General features: G+C 43.0%; 13 protein-coding genes. 5 read left to right on the forward strand and 8 right to left on the reverse strand.

Features of this window, described 5'->3' with window-relative positions; genetic code table 11:
- Positions 1-120: 120 nt before the first annotated feature.
- Positions 121-711, forward strand: coding sequence for a M23 family metallopeptidase (locus ACS8FA_RS27240; protein ID WP_439267142.1), 591 nt, complete (start codon positions 121-123; stop codon positions 709-711).
- Positions 712-747: 36 nt separating this feature from the next.
- On the opposite strand, the gene ACS8FA_RS27245 is transcribed toward ACS8FA_RS27240, so the two are convergent.
- From ACS8FA_RS27245 to dtd, 4 genes are all read right to left on the reverse strand, one after another.
- Entirely contained in the window at positions 748-1,404 is a 657-nt protein-coding gene (locus ACS8FA_RS27245) for an IS1595 family transposase (protein ID WP_045455674.1), read from the reverse strand.
- A 138-nt stretch (positions 1,405-1,542) separates the two neighbouring features.
- Entirely contained in the window at positions 1,543-2,634 is a 1,092-nt protein-coding gene (gene phoR, locus ACS8FA_RS27250) for a phosphate regulon sensor histidine kinase PhoR (protein WP_439266868.1), read from the reverse strand.
- Between the two features lie 58 nt (positions 2,635-2,692).
- Positions 2,693-3,397, reverse strand: a complete 705-nt coding sequence (phoB, locus tag ACS8FA_RS27255) for a phosphate regulon transcriptional regulator PhoB (RefSeq protein WP_057761786.1) — start codon at positions 3,395-3,397, stop codon at positions 2,693-2,695.
- Positions 3,398-3,509: 112 nt separating this feature from the next.
- A complete protein-coding gene (gene dtd / locus ACS8FA_RS27260; RefSeq protein ID WP_439266871.1) occupies positions 3,510-3,962 on the reverse strand; it encodes a D-aminoacyl-tRNA deacylase in 453 nt (150 codons plus the stop codon).
- A gap of 274 nt (positions 3,963-4,236) precedes the next feature.
- Between dtd and asd the strand changes: the two genes are divergently transcribed.
- Positions 4,237-5,070, forward strand: coding sequence for an archaetidylserine decarboxylase (gene asd, locus ACS8FA_RS27265; RefSeq protein ID WP_439266873.1), 834 nt, complete (start codon positions 4,237-4,239; stop codon positions 5,068-5,070).
- Between the two features lie 97 nt (positions 5,071-5,167).
- Here asd and ACS8FA_RS27270 read toward each other — a convergent pair whose 3' ends face one another.
- The 4 genes from ACS8FA_RS27270 to fadB form a co-directional block, all read right to left on the reverse strand.
- On the reverse strand, positions 5,168-5,791 hold the full coding sequence (locus ACS8FA_RS27270) for an HD domain-containing protein (protein ID WP_439266875.1): 624 nt from the start codon (positions 5,789-5,791) through the stop codon (positions 5,168-5,170).
- A 239-nt stretch (positions 5,792-6,030) separates the two neighbouring features.
- On the reverse strand, positions 6,031-6,606 hold the full coding sequence (locus ACS8FA_RS27275) for an isochorismatase family protein (protein ID WP_101205330.1): 576 nt from the start codon (positions 6,604-6,606) through the stop codon (positions 6,031-6,033).
- A gap of 285 nt (positions 6,607-6,891) precedes the next feature.
- Entirely contained in the window at positions 6,892-8,064 is a 1,173-nt protein-coding gene (gene fadA, locus ACS8FA_RS27280) for an acetyl-CoA C-acyltransferase FadA (protein ID WP_439266878.1), read from the reverse strand.
- 231 nt (positions 8,065-8,295) lie between these two features.
- Positions 8,296-10,455 carry a fatty acid oxidation complex subunit alpha FadB gene (fadB, locus tag ACS8FA_RS27285; protein WP_439266880.1) on the reverse strand — a complete coding sequence of 720 codons (2,160 nt, stop codon included), beginning with the start codon at positions 10,453-10,455 and terminating at the stop codon, positions 8,296-8,298.
- 799 nt (positions 10,456-11,254) lie between these two features.
- Here fadB and ACS8FA_RS27290 point away from each other — a divergent pair.
- From ACS8FA_RS27290 to ACS8FA_RS27300, 3 genes are all read left to right on the forward strand, one after another.
- On the forward strand, positions 11,255-12,331 hold the full coding sequence (locus tag ACS8FA_RS27290; RefSeq protein WP_439266881.1) for a polyprenyl synthetase family protein: 1,077 nt from the start codon (positions 11,255-11,257) through the stop codon (positions 12,329-12,331).
- A 71-nt stretch (positions 12,332-12,402) separates the two neighbouring features.
- On the forward strand, positions 12,403-13,221 hold the full coding sequence (locus ACS8FA_RS27295; protein ID WP_439266883.1) for a DUF72 domain-containing protein: 819 nt from the start codon (positions 12,403-12,405) through the stop codon (positions 13,219-13,221).
- A gap of 54 nt (positions 13,222-13,275) precedes the next feature.
- On the forward strand, positions 13,276-14,640 hold the full coding sequence (locus ACS8FA_RS27300) for a hypothetical protein (RefSeq protein ID WP_439266885.1): 1,365 nt from the start codon (positions 13,276-13,278) through the stop codon (positions 14,638-14,640).
- Positions 14,641-14,724 lie beyond the last annotated feature (84 nt).

Below are 14,724 nucleotides of genomic sequence, written 5' to 3' on the forward strand. Positions count from 1 at the left end.
TCCTTAACCATAAGAATATCTATGGGGGTAAAAACGATAGATAACAATGCGATACATACGTTATCAGACGAAGCTTTTATAATAAAATATCAAATGACATAAAATATATATGAGACATCAATGCTAGCAGATGGAAACAACCAGCCTCCCAGACCTTCTTTTTTCAGTCGTTTAATAAGCCTATTGATTAAGGCTACCGTATTGCTAGCACTGTTATCTGTCTTTGATAAACTGCTACCCAGTATCAGTCAACAGACGCAATCATTTGTGGTTGCCAAATGGCAGCAATTGAGTCTATTGCAACAAGAACTGCCGACCGAAAACAGCTTACCCAGTCCACTACCAGAACGAAACCTGACAGATACTTGGGGCGCTGCACGTAGTCAAGGCCGCTCCCACGAAGGTATTGACATCTTTGCGCCGCGCAATACTCCCGTACAGTCGACCACGCAAGGTGTGGTAAGCAAAGTTGGTGAGAACACATTGGGTGGACGCGTGGTCGTGGTGGTAGGGCCTGGTGGCGCAGGACATTACTACGCTCATCTAGAAGACTATGCTGACATCTCCCCCAATGACTGGGTCAATCAGGGCGATGTGATAGGTTATGTGGGTGATAGCGGTAACGCAAAAGGAACACCAACACATGTACATTATGGTATCTATATTAATGGCAGTGCGGTCAACCCTTATCCGCTTTTGCAAAAGGATTAACGAATACAGAAAAGTAGGGGCTGTAGTAGATAAGGATTAAATATCACACCATTTTCTCAAGGTTTTCAGCTGATTAGATGGTGAGCCATAGTTGAATCTAAACTCGCACTCTTTTAAAAACAAATGGAAGTTCTTCTTATTAATCCCATTATACTTTCTGAGTGTTCGTTTGGACTGATTCCAGAAGTTCTCAATGCCATTGATGTGATTGTTCTTACCGCAAATGAACTCTATAGAGTGATTGACTCTGAAATGTTTAAACTCACTCACATCTAATGCATTGTAACTTCGATAGCTATCCGTATAAACAAAGCTGTCAGGCTTGATTTTACGCTTAATAACAGGCATTAGGGTAGTCTGTTTGGTGTCTGCTACGACAATGGTATAAACCTTACCGTTTCGTTTTAGAATACCAAATACAGCGGTTTTACCAGCAGCCCCGCGACCTCTTTTGCCTTTGCGTACACCGCCAAAGTAACTTTCATCTAATTCGACCTCACCATCAAAAAGCTCATCAGCTTCTAATGAGAGATGGTAATCTATCACAAGTCTTATTTTATGATAAAAAAGTGCAGCAGTATTAGGCTGAATATCAAGCAAATCTGCGGCTGTTCTAGCAGTCACTTCAGCCGTAAAAAACTCTAACAGCCTTCGCTGTGCTTTTTTACTTAGTTTACAACGGGTTATCTTCATAAAAGTAGTCTAGCATAGTGCTTATCTACTACAGCCCCGAAAAGTATGTCGTTAATGCTGAGTTGAAGTAGTGCTAAGTTTGTATTAACCAAAAGATCGAAGCCGAAAAACCAACGCTAATATAGTCTAGAAATCGTATTAATTGGCAGTAACGGATCTGACATAATTTGAGGGGAATACCACACTAAATGTCGACCCTTCCCCTTCTACTGAATCGATTTGCAATTGCGCTTCGTGCTGGTGTAATACGTGTTTTACAATTGCTAATCCCAACCCTGTACCACCTGTTGCACGGCTGCGACCTTTATCGATACGATAGAAACGCTCTGTCAAACGGGTGATATGCTCTGACGCAATACCGATCCCATCATCTTCGACCGCGAAACGGCAGCCATCGGACGTCCTTGTCCAGCTGATAGTGATATTGCCACCCTTTGGCGTATATTTGATTGCATTGATTACCAAATTGGATAGCGCACTATTCAAGTACATCTCTGACCCGTACAGCCCATCGTACGTGTCTATATGCAGATGAATAATGTGTTTGTACGCTTGGTTGTACGCTTGTGCATCGTCATAGATATTGGTCAGTAGCTTAGTCATATCTATATAATGCAGCTCGTGTGACTCTTCGATTTCAATCTTAGACAGTAGCAGTAAATCGTTCACAATTCTGTTCATACGGGCAGTTTGCTGCGTCATCAGCTCAAAACCGCGACGCCATTGCGGCGGCATATCTGGCTGATCGGAGAAATTCTCTAGATAGCCCATCATTACCGTCAATGGTGTTCTAAGCTCATGCGAGACATTAGCCACAAAATCCTGACGCATTTGCTCTAAGTGCCGCAGGCGGGTCACGTCATATACAAACAGCAATTTTTCATCACCGAAAGGAGTCAGTTCGCACTTTAAGTAGCGACTAGGATCTCGCCACGATTCTATATGGACGCCATCGTTAGGTATCGTTGTACCTTCATAGTACTGGCGGAACTCAGGTACGGTAATAAAGTCAAAGATATTTTGACCTTTATCTTCTGGCTGTAGCAGCAATAAATCTTGCGCCGCCTGATTCCACCATTCTAGGCCATCATTATTATTGAGCAAAATCACTGCATCGCGCAGGGCTCGTAGTGCACTGCCGATTTTTTTGAGTTGCTCTGCTGTACTTTGAGTAGATATTTGCTCTAGTAGAGCTGATTGCTCACTTTGTACTGGCGCTATCTTGTCCATTTTTTATCCTTACCACTATCCGCGGCCTTTATATCGCTGCGGCATTATTTGTACAAGATTAACTTGGCTCAATCAGGCTAGAAAATCGGTAGCCTGTTCCACGTACCGTCTGTATCAATGTATCACAGTCATAAGGTCGCAGTAATTTACGTAGACGTTTGATATGCACATCGATGGTTCGGTCTTCGATATATACATTGCCGCCCCATACCTGATCGAGCAGCTGCGTTCGTGTATAGGCACGCTCAGGGTGACTCATAAAAAATGCCAATAGGCGATATTCTGTAGGCCCAACATCAACGATTTTACCGGCAGCTGTCACGCGCTGACTCTTGGTATCTAGACTTAACTGTCCAATTTCGATAGGTTTATCGCTGCTCATCGCGCTACTGCGGCGTAGTACGGCTTTGATTCTAGAAATCAGCTCACGAGTCGAAAAAGGCTTGGTCATATAATCATCTGCGCCTGCATCTAAACCATGAACTTTACTGTCTTCTTCACTTTTTGCCGTTAGCATAATGACTGGTATTTCAGAGAGCAGCTCGTCGTTTTTGAGCATACGACAAAAATCCACACCGCTCTTGTCACCCGGCAACATCCAGTCTAATAGTATCAGTGATGGTCTATGATCGACCACTTGCTGATGCGCCTCTGACACATCTGCCGCTTGCAAGCTATCAAACCCAGCCATCTCTAGCGTCATGACAACCATTTCACGAATCGCAGGCTCATCTTCAACAATCAAAATTTGCTCATTATACATAGGACATTCTCGGTGTTAGAGGACAAAATCTAGCATGTAAAAAGGCGATATATACTCACCAGTCTCTACCTATTAAACGGATTAATTATGACAGCTTGATGACACTCTAAAATCAGATTTCTAGTAAAAAATTGAGCGGCCCATCATTGACGCTCGACACTTGCATATCAGCACCAAACTGACCAGTTGCCACGTTCGGGTGCTTGGTTTTGGCATAATCGACCAGTTGTTCAAATAACGCTTGTGCCGCAGCAGGTGCCATCGCACCACCAAAGTCTGGTCGGCGACCTTTGTCTGTTTTTGCCATCAAGGTGAATTGTGAAACTAATAATAGCCCACCACCGACCTGCTGAACGTTTTTATCCAGTTTACCAAATTTGGCAGGATCATCGTCATTTTCAAAAATGCGATAGGTCAATATTTTGTCAATCATACGCTGGGCAGCGGCAAAATCATCTTCATGCCCCAAGCCAATATATGCTAATACCCCATGCTCAATTTTACCAATACACTGCTGATCGACGATCACACTAGCCTGCTTCACCCGTTGTATGAGTGCTTTCATTTACTAATTCCTTAACAGATTATGGCCATACAATAATATGCTGTCCATGATAAAATACCGTCATTAACTTAACTATTATTAAGGCGTGTTCGATATTCACAAATAGGTACTGCGGATCGCTAAAACTGTTCCAGACAAGGCGTCAAACGACGATAATGCTCATGCCTTATCTAGATTTACAACGTAGTATGGCGCAATTTTAGCCACTGTCAGTGCCATGGTCGAATTTCAAACACGCCCCTATTACATTACACCTTATTTTGGTAGCCTTATTATGAATGTATTTACCACCTTACAACAGCTTGTGCCGCAGCAAAAGCTTAGTAAAGTCGCTGGACGTTTGGCCGCCAGTCGCCACCCTTATGTCAAACGCACCTTTATCCGTAGCTTTGCCAAAGCTTATAATATCAGCTTAGACGAGTACGAACGCCAAAGCCTCAACGCTTATGAAAGTTTTAATGACTTTTTTACTCGTGAGTTAAAAGAAGACGCTCGTACCATCGACACCACTGCAAACGGTATCGTGAGTCCTGCGGACGGTATTATCTCTCAGCTAGGACAAATCGAAGACCATAAACTATTACAGGCAAAAGGTCGTCACTATGATGTTGGCCAACTGCTTGCTGACAGTGAAGACGGCAGTTATTTCGCTGATGGTAGTTTTGCAACTATCTACTTAGCACCTAGTAATTATCACCGTGTGCATATGCCGTTTACTGGCACATTGACCAAGACTCGCTATGTACCTGGTACACTGTTTTCGGTCAACAATACTACGGCGGCTAACGTGCCGGACTTGTTTGCACGTAATGAACGTCTGGTCTGTATGTTTGATACCAAGTACGGCAAAGCATCTGTCGTGATGGTTGGTGCTATGATAGTCGCTGGTATTGAAACTGTCGCCACTGGCAAAATTGCTCGTACTGACGACATATTCGAGTCTGATCATGATATGCAGTTTGCAGCAGGCGAAGAGCTTGGACGCTTTTATTTGGGCTCAACGGCTATCGTAGTATTACCAAAAGCAGCGAAGGCTGACTGGCTAGATAGTATGCAAGCCAACAGCGTTGTGCAAATGGGTCAATTGCTAGGAATGGCAAACGCTTAATAACACGCCTGTATAAGAGTACTGAAAATATCAGCCCAGTTAAGCGTAGATCATAATGCTTAGTTGGGCTTTTTTTATGCCTTTTACTTATGCAGACTTACGCGTCAATCAGCCAACCTTGCTGAGTTGCGTATGCAATATTATGTGAGAGCCAATCATGGATAGGAGGAAAGCTGTCTTTGATAAATGCATGCGCACCTGCCACCTGTGAGCGCGTAACACCAAGCTCAATCCACGTTTTACCATTGGTATTTAGGTTGAGTAAAAACGGCAATAAGCGATCAACGACTCTGAGCAACTGACTCTCTTTGCTACTTCCTGTTTCCTGCGCTTCCCAAACCTCACTCAAATCACTAATGCCATTGCCTCGCTCACGTTGCAATCTGGCAATGCCTGCACGCTCTTCGACGTGTGCATCAGTACGCGTATCGGCATACAAAAAAGTATCACCCGCATCAATCTCACCCAAATCATGAACCAACGCCATCTTCAGCAATTTTTCATGATTGACATCTAGTGCAAATAATTCAGCAATCGACCAACATGCCATCGCTAAATGCCAAGAATGTTCGGCGGAGTTTTCTTTGCGAGTGGTCTGTGTCACATAGCTGCGGCGATTCACGCGTTTGAGCGCATCTAACTCCAATAAGAAATGAGTGACATCATCGATATGTGAAGTAGATTCGGAGTTAGTGAGTGATATAGAGCTGGCTTGCGACATTGATTTTCTCTGGCTTTCTCTAGTTATTGGTTTTAATGCTTATAATTTCTGGCGATTCTAAGTTTCATTACTCAAGATATTATAGTTAGTTTGATATCAAACAATGGTTAAAAGACTATTACCGTTATCAAAAAAATAGCGCTTATTTTACCAAGCGCTATCTATTATAAATCAGAAGATAAATGGTTAAATTGAAACTCTATTTATCCAAGTTCTTAAGCAACTAAAGCTTAAACCACCTACTTAATCAAATTAATAATGGTTTTGAACGCAGGATCTTCGCTGCTACGGCACAGTTCAAATAAGATTGATTCGACAGTACTAATCACCCCACCTGCACGGCGAATACGGCGAATTGCTTGCTTTTTATCATAAGGAAAACGAGAACCCACCGCGTCACCAATAATGACAGGCTGCATACCATTATCCAATAAATCCAGTGCCGTCTGCATAATACAAACATGAGCTTCAGCACCAAAAAGCAACACGGTACTACGATTCTGCTGCGCTAGATGGTGCCATGAATCGTTGTTATCACAGGCACTAAAGGTGACCTTTTCAAAGCTCTTGGCATTGTCTCCTTCGAGTACATCGCGCAGCTCTGGCAAGGTATCGCCCAATCCTTTTTTATATTGTTCATTAAGCATGATTGGAATATTGAGCGCCTGTAACCCTTTAATTAAAGTAACGGTTTTTTTGACGATATTTTCGTGATCGTAGATATGCGGCGTTAAGCGCTCTTGCACATCGACAATCATTGCTTGGGTATTCTCACGAGCGATTCGATAGGTGCGATCATTAATCATAGTAGACATAGTACACTCCTTGTACGGCTGACAGTTGCAACTAAAAACTATTTTAGAATTATCATAAACAGTGCCATGGTTCATCTTTCTCTTATTTAGTCATAGTTTCATGAATGCGTCAATGGAGATAATTTTTAATCGCCGTAATACTCTATTTTTCGACTCCATGATTTATTAGCTTACCAAACATTAATTTGATCCATAAAAAAACCTCCAGCCGTTATGACTAGAGGTTCTTCGTTAGCGAGTAGCTACTTATTGAGTGTTCAAATAATCTTGTTTATATAAATAAGATTAAACACGCTCAATAATAGTAGCGATACCTTGGCCAAGACCAATACACATTGTCGCTAGGCCGATTTCAGTATCTGACTGCTCCATCGCGTTTAGCAATGTCACTGTGATACGAGCACCTGAACATCCTAGTGGATGACCTAGAGCAATGGCACCACCGTTGATGTTAACGATGTCTTGCTTGTCAGATAGGTTCAGGCCTTTCAATACTGATAGACCTTGAGCAGCAAATGCTTCGTTTAGCTCGATGGTTTGCATGTCATCGATGCTCATGCCAGCACGCTTCAATGCTTTTTGGGTAGCAGGTACAGGACCATAGCCCATGATAGCGGCATCACAACCAGCCACAGCCATACTACGGATACGGGCACGTGGCTTTAGACCTAGATCTTTGGCTTTTTGTGCGCTCATTACTAGCATCGCTGACGCACCGTCAGATAATGCAGATGAGGTTGCCGCTGTTACTGTACCGCCTTTTGGATCAAACGCTGGACGTAGCTTTTGCATTTGCTCCATCGTTGCGTCTGGACGAATCACTTCATCAACCGTACATAGTTGTAGACGACCAGCAGCATCATGACCTTCGATACCGATGATTTCATTGTCAAAACGACCTTCAGTGGTTGCAGCCCATGCGCGGCGATGTGACTCAAGACCAAACGCGTCTTGCTCTTCGCGCGTGATGTTGTTCATACGACCTAGCATTTCAGCAGTCAAGCCCATCATGTTTGACGCTTTTGCATAATGCTTAGAAGCAGCAGGGTTCAAATCAACACCGTGCATCATGCCGACGTGACCCATGTGCTCAACACCACCGATGATGAACACATCACCTTGGTTGGTCATGATTTGTGCAGCAGCAGTATGTAGCGCCTGCATAGAAGAACCACACAGACGGTTAACCGTTTGGCCACCAGCAGTCTTTGGGATACCAGCTAGCAAACCGATGTTACGACCGATGTTCAAACCTTGCTCTAGCGTCTGGTTGACGCAACCCCAGATAATGTCTTCGATATCATTGGTATCAAAGTCATTACGTTCTACCAAAGCACGTACCAGTTCAGCTGAAATACTGTCAGCACGTACATGGCGGAACATACCGTTTTTGGTTTTGCCCATTGCCGAGCGTACGCCATCTACGATGACCACATCTTTTGGACTTAAAGTTGTCATACTATCTTCCTTTTCAATTTTTATTGTCAGTGTAGGCAGTTCACTTCAGCGCTATGGTTTACTGGTCTTGCACAAAGCACCGTATGCTATGTACGTCGATGATTAATCTCATCTATCAGTTCTGAAGTAAATCTACTAAAACAGTACGTCTGCAATCAAAGAGTATTAATAAATCCATTGTTATCTCTCTTTTGCCAGACGTACCACACTTATCCTAATACGGTATGTTCATTAAGCGACCGAGTAAAAAGTCTCGCCAGCTGCTGCCATATCGCGAATCTTTTGCGGCGCTTCATAGGCTTTGCCAAGGTGTGCATACTTTTCACACAGTGCCAAATAGTTATCTAGACCCATTTGGTCAACATAACGGCAAGGGCCACCGCGGAACGGTGGGAAACCGACGCCCATAATCATTGCCATGTCGGCCTCGGCAGGCGTGCTTACGATGTTGTCTTCTAGGCAGCGAACCGTTTCGTTGCAGAATGCAATCATAGTACGGTCGATGATCGCTTGATCATCAAATTCTTGCTTGTCGCTGTCAGTCGTGGTTTTGAGTAACTCGTAAGTAGCTTCGTCAGCAACTTTCTTTGGCTTACCGCGCTTGTCAGTTTCATACTTGTAGAAACCAATGCCGTTTTTCTGACCCAGACGCTCGTTCTCATATAGATGCTGGATGGCACCTTTGTAGTCAGGCTTCATACGATCAGGGAAACCGTCCGCCATTACTGCTGCGCCATGTACACCTGTGTCTAGACCGACAACGTCGATTAGGTATGCAGGACCCATTGGCCAGCCGAATTTTTCCATGACTTTATCGACATGAGCAAAATCAGCACCTTGCTTGAGTAGTAAGTCAAAAGCGCCAAAGTATGGGAACAAGACACGGTTTACAAGGAAACCTGGGCAGTCATTGACTACAACAGGCACTTTACCCATTTTAGAGGCTAGTGCAACAGTCGTCGCCACGGCTTCCTCAGATGATTTCTCACCGCGGATAACTTCTACCAGTGGCATACGATGTACTGGGTTAAAGAAATGCATACCCACGAAGTTTTCTGGACGCTCAAGCGCTTCTGCTAGATAAGTAATAGAGATCGTCGAGGTGTTTGACGCTAGGATGCAATCGTCTTTTACCAGGCCTTCTACTTCTTTTAGTACCGCACGTTTTACGTTTGGATTTTCTACGACCGCTTCGATTACGATATCAGTCTCAGAAAAGTCACCATAGTTCAAAGTAGGACGGATACGGCTCAACGTTTCACCCATTTTCGCTGGGGTCATTTTGCCGCGATCGACCATTTTACCAAGTAACTTGCTGGCTTCGCCCATACCAAGATCTAATTGCTCAGACTTGATATCTTTCATGATGATTGGCAGGCCTTTGCTGGCTGCTTGATAGGCAATACCGCCACCCATGATGCCAGCGCCTAGTACGGCTGCTTCATTGATTTCATGTGCTTTTTTGCTGTGTTGCTTCGCTAACTTCTTAACCAATTGATCGTTTAAGAATAGACCAACCAAGCTCTCTGCTTGTGGGGTTTTAGCCGCTTTCGCAAAACCAGCCGCTTCTACTTCGATTGCTTTGTCACGTGATAAATTAACGTGCTTTTCAATGGCTTCGATTGCTAGCGCTGGTGCTGGGTATTGCTTAGGATTGGCTTTAGCGAAAATAGCACCTTTGGCACTGTTGAATGCCATCGCTTGCTCAAGCTGGTTTAGCTTAACTGGAGCCAGTTTTTCTTCACGTTTTGCTTTCCAATCAAGCTCACCTGAGATACATTTTTTGACTAGGTCAATTGCGGCATCTTGCAAGTCATCAGCAGGCACAGTCGCATCAACCAAGCCTAGCTTCAATGCTGCCAATGCTTTCTTTGGGCTACCAGTCGCGATCAGCTCAAGTGCGTTATCGATACCGATGATACGCGTACTACGAACTGTACCGCCGAAACCTGGGAAGATACCTAGCTGAGTTTCTGGCAGACCGATGATTGCTTTGTCACTCATGACACGGTATTCACAAACCAAAGTCATTTCACAACCGCCGCCCATTGCCGCGCCATTGATAGCCGCAACTTTCGGGAATGGTAGGTCTTCAAAACGATTGAAAGCGTCATTAACATGAACGACCCAATCTTTGATCTCGCTTTCTGATTTTTTGAAAGAACCGACGAATTCTGTGATATCAGCACCAGCGATAAACACGCCTTTGGCTGAAGTAACGATAAGACCTTTTACGTTGTCGGCTTTTTCTAACGCACTAACTGCTTCACCAAACTGCTTGTTGGTTTCAGCATCAAATTTGTTCACGCTCTCATTTTCGGCGTTGTACTGCATGTTGGCGATGCCATCCTCTAGCATTGTCACCGTGATGCGATTTCCTTGGTATACCATTTGAAACTCCTTTCTATATAACGAAAGCTACGTTTTGAATTAAAATAAATAGCCAGTTACTGTTAGTAAAATGGGTAATAGCACTGTGCGCTTGTCATGTTATAAAGACAAACATATAACCAGCTCACAAGTGAAGATGTCTTTATTATCCAGCGTTCATCATGATGCACGTATTTTGCGTCTCTTGCATGACATCATATGACGCTTCATTTATATACTGCTGTTGCAGGTACTGATGTTCAAAATATTGACTGAGACATGATCTAACACTGACAATTGCTGAAGTAATACGCTCAGTAAAAACCCATTACGGTCAACATCAGACCATTTTCACGTCAATTAGTGTAGGGGATTATGCCCCCAACTGTCACAAGCTAATGCCATACTCGCAAGTCACTCTTAAATCACCTGTAGGCATTTACCTTATGCGCAAAGTGTTTTAGTGAATACTTGTATACTGAGCTGCTATTTTGAATGTATTCGGTCTTGCTCGTCTTTACGGTCTACCACCTCAAGGGTGATAAACCGTTGGTGTAGCCCAATTAATATAACTTACTTAGCTTGCGCTTTTATCAAAACATATTCAACCAGCAAGTGACATCAGCGATGCGTAACCAAGACTTGTTGTAAGATTACGATTGTACTGCCTCGTTTTTGGATAAATCAGAGCTATAAAATGCAAAAAACAAACGATTGATACCGTGTCTCACACGAGCAATATGGCCTATCATGCTACACTAATACCGTTTTTACCTTGTCCTTAATAGGTTTTACTGTATCCCTGATAAATGGTTGGATTATGACGGTTTCCCTTACTTCTAGCGCTATCTCTTCTGGCTTTGCCCCTTTTAACGCTGTCTCTTTTCAAAGCACTGAGCAATTTCATGGCGCTGTGCGCGCGCAACTGGCGCAAGATATTGAGGTCTTGTTTGCTTATGCCAAGCTGCCTAGTCCACTGGTAGATGCCTGTCGTTATGTCATGACTGGACAAGGTAAATTGGTGCGCCCATTGATGGTTGCCAGTGCTTTTGCCAGTATTAATAGCGGTAATAGTGAACGTACAGACGAGCGCAATGACGACATCGACATGCTCAATGCTGATCTAGACTCATTGCTAGAAAATGACTCAGACTATGATATGTCGCGCCGTGCTGCATTGGCCGTAGAGCTACTACATACCTATTCGTTGGTGCATGATGATTTGCCATGTATGGATGATGACGAGCTGCGCCGTGGGCAACCGACTGCTCATATTGCCTTTGATGAAGCGACGGCACTGCTAGCAGGAGATGTATTGCAGACGCTCGCGTTTGAAGTATTGACCGCGGAAATGCCAACCTTTGCGCCATTCGATGCGCATATTGCAAGTCAGCTATTGGCCATATTTGCCCCGCGCGCACGTCGCATGGTATCTGGGCAAATGCTGGATCTCAATGCCGAAGCCAGTACTGATATTGTGCAAAACGATTTAGAAGCCATCCATCGTGACAAGACAGGTGCACTGATTGAAGCGGCCATGCTCATGGGCGGCGTCTGTGCTGGCGCAACGGCTCCGCAGCGTATGGCATTGCAAGAGTGCGCCCAACATATCGGTCTTGCCTTTCAAGTCCAAGACGACGTGCTAGACGTCACGATGACGACTGATGCCCTTGGTAAGCCTGCGGGTAGCGATGAAAAATTGGACAAATCTACCTATGTAAAACTGATGGGTGTCGATGACGCGACCAGCTATGCGCAATCACTATTTAACGACGGACGCGCAGCCATTTCTAATGAACTACATAGTCGTGATCTTGGTGCTAGCATCGATGGCGTTGGTACAGATAATGATGCGCTACTGGCATTGATTGAATGGCTCTGGTCACGTAAAAAGTAGCTTGTCGAATAGCAGCTGAAAACAAATATCGTAGTAAATTTCATTACCCAAAACGGCAGTGAGTGGTCAACATGGACAGTTCCCCTACCCCGCGAATTTATCTTGGCACTGGTGGCTATAGCGATACCGACTTGCTCGGTACGCTGTATCCTACTGGCACCAAAAAGACCGATTTCTTACGTGAATACGCCAAACAGTACGGCGCAGTCGAAATTAACAGCACCTTTTATGCGCCCATCGGACAAAAAGCCTTTGCTGGGATGGTTGATAAAGCTTATGTACAAGCTGAAAGCGAGTTGAAGTTCGCCGTCAAATTACATCAAGACTTTACTCATGCACGCAAAGGCACTGCTGAGCACGCACAAGCATTTCTAAATACCTTATCACCGCTTATCGAAGCAAATGCTTTAGCGCCATTATTGCTTCAGTTCCCACATGGCTTTGACCGTACTCGTGAGCATCGCCTCTATCTGGCCAATCTCGTCAGTTGGTTTCAGGACTATCCACTCGCCATTGAGTTTCGTCATAATGGCTGGCACACGCCGCAAGTGGTCGATAGTTTCCAGCAGCAAGGACTAATTTGGTGTAGCGTTGATTATCCCAAAGTCAGCGGATTACCACCATCACGATTGATATTTACTGAGCGCACTGGCTATCTACGTATGCATGGCAATAATCTAAATTGGTGGGATGCGATGAGCGCAGCTGACCGTCATGATTATCGTTATAGCGAGGCGGAGATGCAAGACTGGGCACAAGCGATTGCCAACCAGCGTCAGCATTTCGATACGCTCTATATTTTCTTTCAGAACACCGTCAATGCACATGCTTATTATAATATTGCAATGTTGCGTGAAGCGTTGGGCAAGTTTGGGTTTGAGGTGTTATAGGCCTAATAATACAATAATATATAGTTGAAACATTAGTCTAAGGATTGAGAAAAAATGCCCCATTTACATGATATGGAAGAATTGATAAGTAGCATCGAAGACAATCAAGTTAAAGACTACATGAAAGAAGCTATGTCTTGTTATATGGCTAACGCATATAGAGCTTGTATTGTACTAACATATTTAGCTCTTTTTGATGATATTGTTAAGAAACTCGGTGAGCTTGGTAAAGTAAATAAAAAAGCGAAAAAAATATATGATGAAGCTCAAAATAAAATTAATGAACAAGATGTTTATGAGAATTATTTAATTGAGCAGTTAGCTTCAAACTCGCTAATTCCGAAGCTTGACACTAATTTTCTTGATATTCTTCGTCAACTTAGGAATAAGTCAGCCCATCCTTCTGGACACCGAGCTTCAGCAGAAGAAGCTAGATTTATATTTTACGAATCCATAAATCGTTTTTTATCTAAACCAATTCTTACTACTACTCAGTTGGTAGACGATATTTTAGCTCGCTTAAATGATCAGCATTTCTTTCCGTCAAGTAGTATAAATAAAATAGCTGATATCGTAAAAAAGGAAATACTAAATATTCATCATGAAACATTTCCATACCTTATTAACAAAGTTTTAGAAAAATATTTGAACTCTAACTCCGATCTTAAGAGAAATTCTGGATTTTTCTTAAATGGACTCGCTCATCTAAAAGATGATCAACTGTCAATCTGCTTAAAAAAATATGTTATAGATATAAAATGTTCAGACTCAAAATGCTCAAGCATAATATTACAAATAATATCAGCTAATGGTTCTCTATTATCAAACTTAGAACCCGTTACCTTTGATAGATTAAAAGCTGTTATTTCAGATAGCATAGAAAACGTCAAACCATCTGACGATGATTCAGCATTTTCTCACCCATCAGCAGTTTTAAATTCCATTTTGCAAGATTGTGGGGAAGACTTGATAGTTAGTCAGTTTAAAGAGCAATTAATACAGTTGTTCCGAAAAAATATATTTAGCATTAGTTTCATCTCACGTATGTCTGGCAACGAAAAAGTAATAAAACTCTATCTGGAAGAAGCATATAGAAAAGCTGGCTCAAACGATTTCAACACAGCAAATAACTTCTCAGAAAATATAACAGGTGTTGATAACTATCTGTTTGAATCGTTAACAGGAGAACAGGCATCTGAACTTATCATTAATATATACAAAGCAGCGGAATATGGTGCATGGCGAGCCGAATCATTAAAAAGTTCAGAGTTTTCTTCAATTCCTAAGATTAAAGGTATTGCTATAGGATATATGCGATCTAATAAAGTGGATGTTAGATCTAAATTTGAACAAGTGGATGGTAATGGTGAGTATTTTGACAATCTAATTAAGAGTGAATCACTTAATGCTATATCTTAAAATGGAATACAGAATCGCTCTACTTATTCGTTTTGCACACTGGTAACTTATCTCCTACTAATCAAGAGACATCAGTCGAAAAGT

Source organism: Psychrobacter sp. 1Y1, assembly GCF_051847395.2.
GTDB lineage: Bacteria > Pseudomonadota > Gammaproteobacteria > Pseudomonadales > Moraxellaceae > Psychrobacter.

Bases quoted from the DNA above. Each gene is read 5' to 3' on its own strand.
- ACS8FA_RS27240 (WP_439267142.1), top strand. From the start codon at position 121: ATGCTAGCAGATGGAAACAACCAGCCTCCCAGACCTTCTTTTTTCAGT.
- ACS8FA_RS27245 (WP_045455674.1), bottom strand. From the start codon at position 1,404: ATGAAGATAACCCGTTGTAAACTAAGTAAAAAAGCACAGCGAAGGCTG.
- phoR (WP_439266868.1), bottom strand. From the start codon at position 2,634: ATGGACAAGATAGCGCCAGTACAAAGTGAGCAATCAGCTCTACTAGAG.
- phoB (WP_057761786.1), bottom strand. From the start codon at position 3,397: ATGTATAATGAGCAAATTTTGATTGTTGAAGATGAGCCTGCGATTCGT.
- dtd (WP_439266871.1), bottom strand. From the start codon at position 3,962: ATGAAAGCACTCATACAACGGGTGAAGCAGGCTAGTGTGATCGTCGAT.
- asd (WP_439266873.1), top strand. From the start codon at position 4,237: ATGAATGTATTTACCACCTTACAACAGCTTGTGCCGCAGCAAAAGCTT.
- ACS8FA_RS27270 (WP_439266875.1), bottom strand. From the start codon at position 5,791: ATGTCGCAAGCCAGCTCTATATCACTCACTAACTCCGAATCTACTTCA.
- ACS8FA_RS27275 (WP_101205330.1), bottom strand. From the start codon at position 6,606: ATGTCTACTATGATTAATGATCGCACCTATCGAATCGCTCGTGAGAAT.
- fadA (WP_439266878.1), bottom strand. From the start codon at position 8,064: ATGACAACTTTAAGTCCAAAAGATGTGGTCATCGTAGATGGCGTACGC.
- fadB (WP_439266880.1), bottom strand. From the start codon at position 10,455: ATGGTATACCAAGGAAATCGCATCACGGTGACAATGCTAGAGGATGGC.
- ACS8FA_RS27290 (WP_439266881.1), top strand. From the start codon at position 11,255: ATGACGGTTTCCCTTACTTCTAGCGCTATCTCTTCTGGCTTTGCCCCT.
- ACS8FA_RS27295 (WP_439266883.1), top strand. From the start codon at position 12,403: ATGGACAGTTCCCCTACCCCGCGAATTTATCTTGGCACTGGTGGCTAT.
- ACS8FA_RS27300 (WP_439266885.1), top strand. From the start codon at position 13,276: ATGCCCCATTTACATGATATGGAAGAATTGATAAGTAGCATCGAAGAC.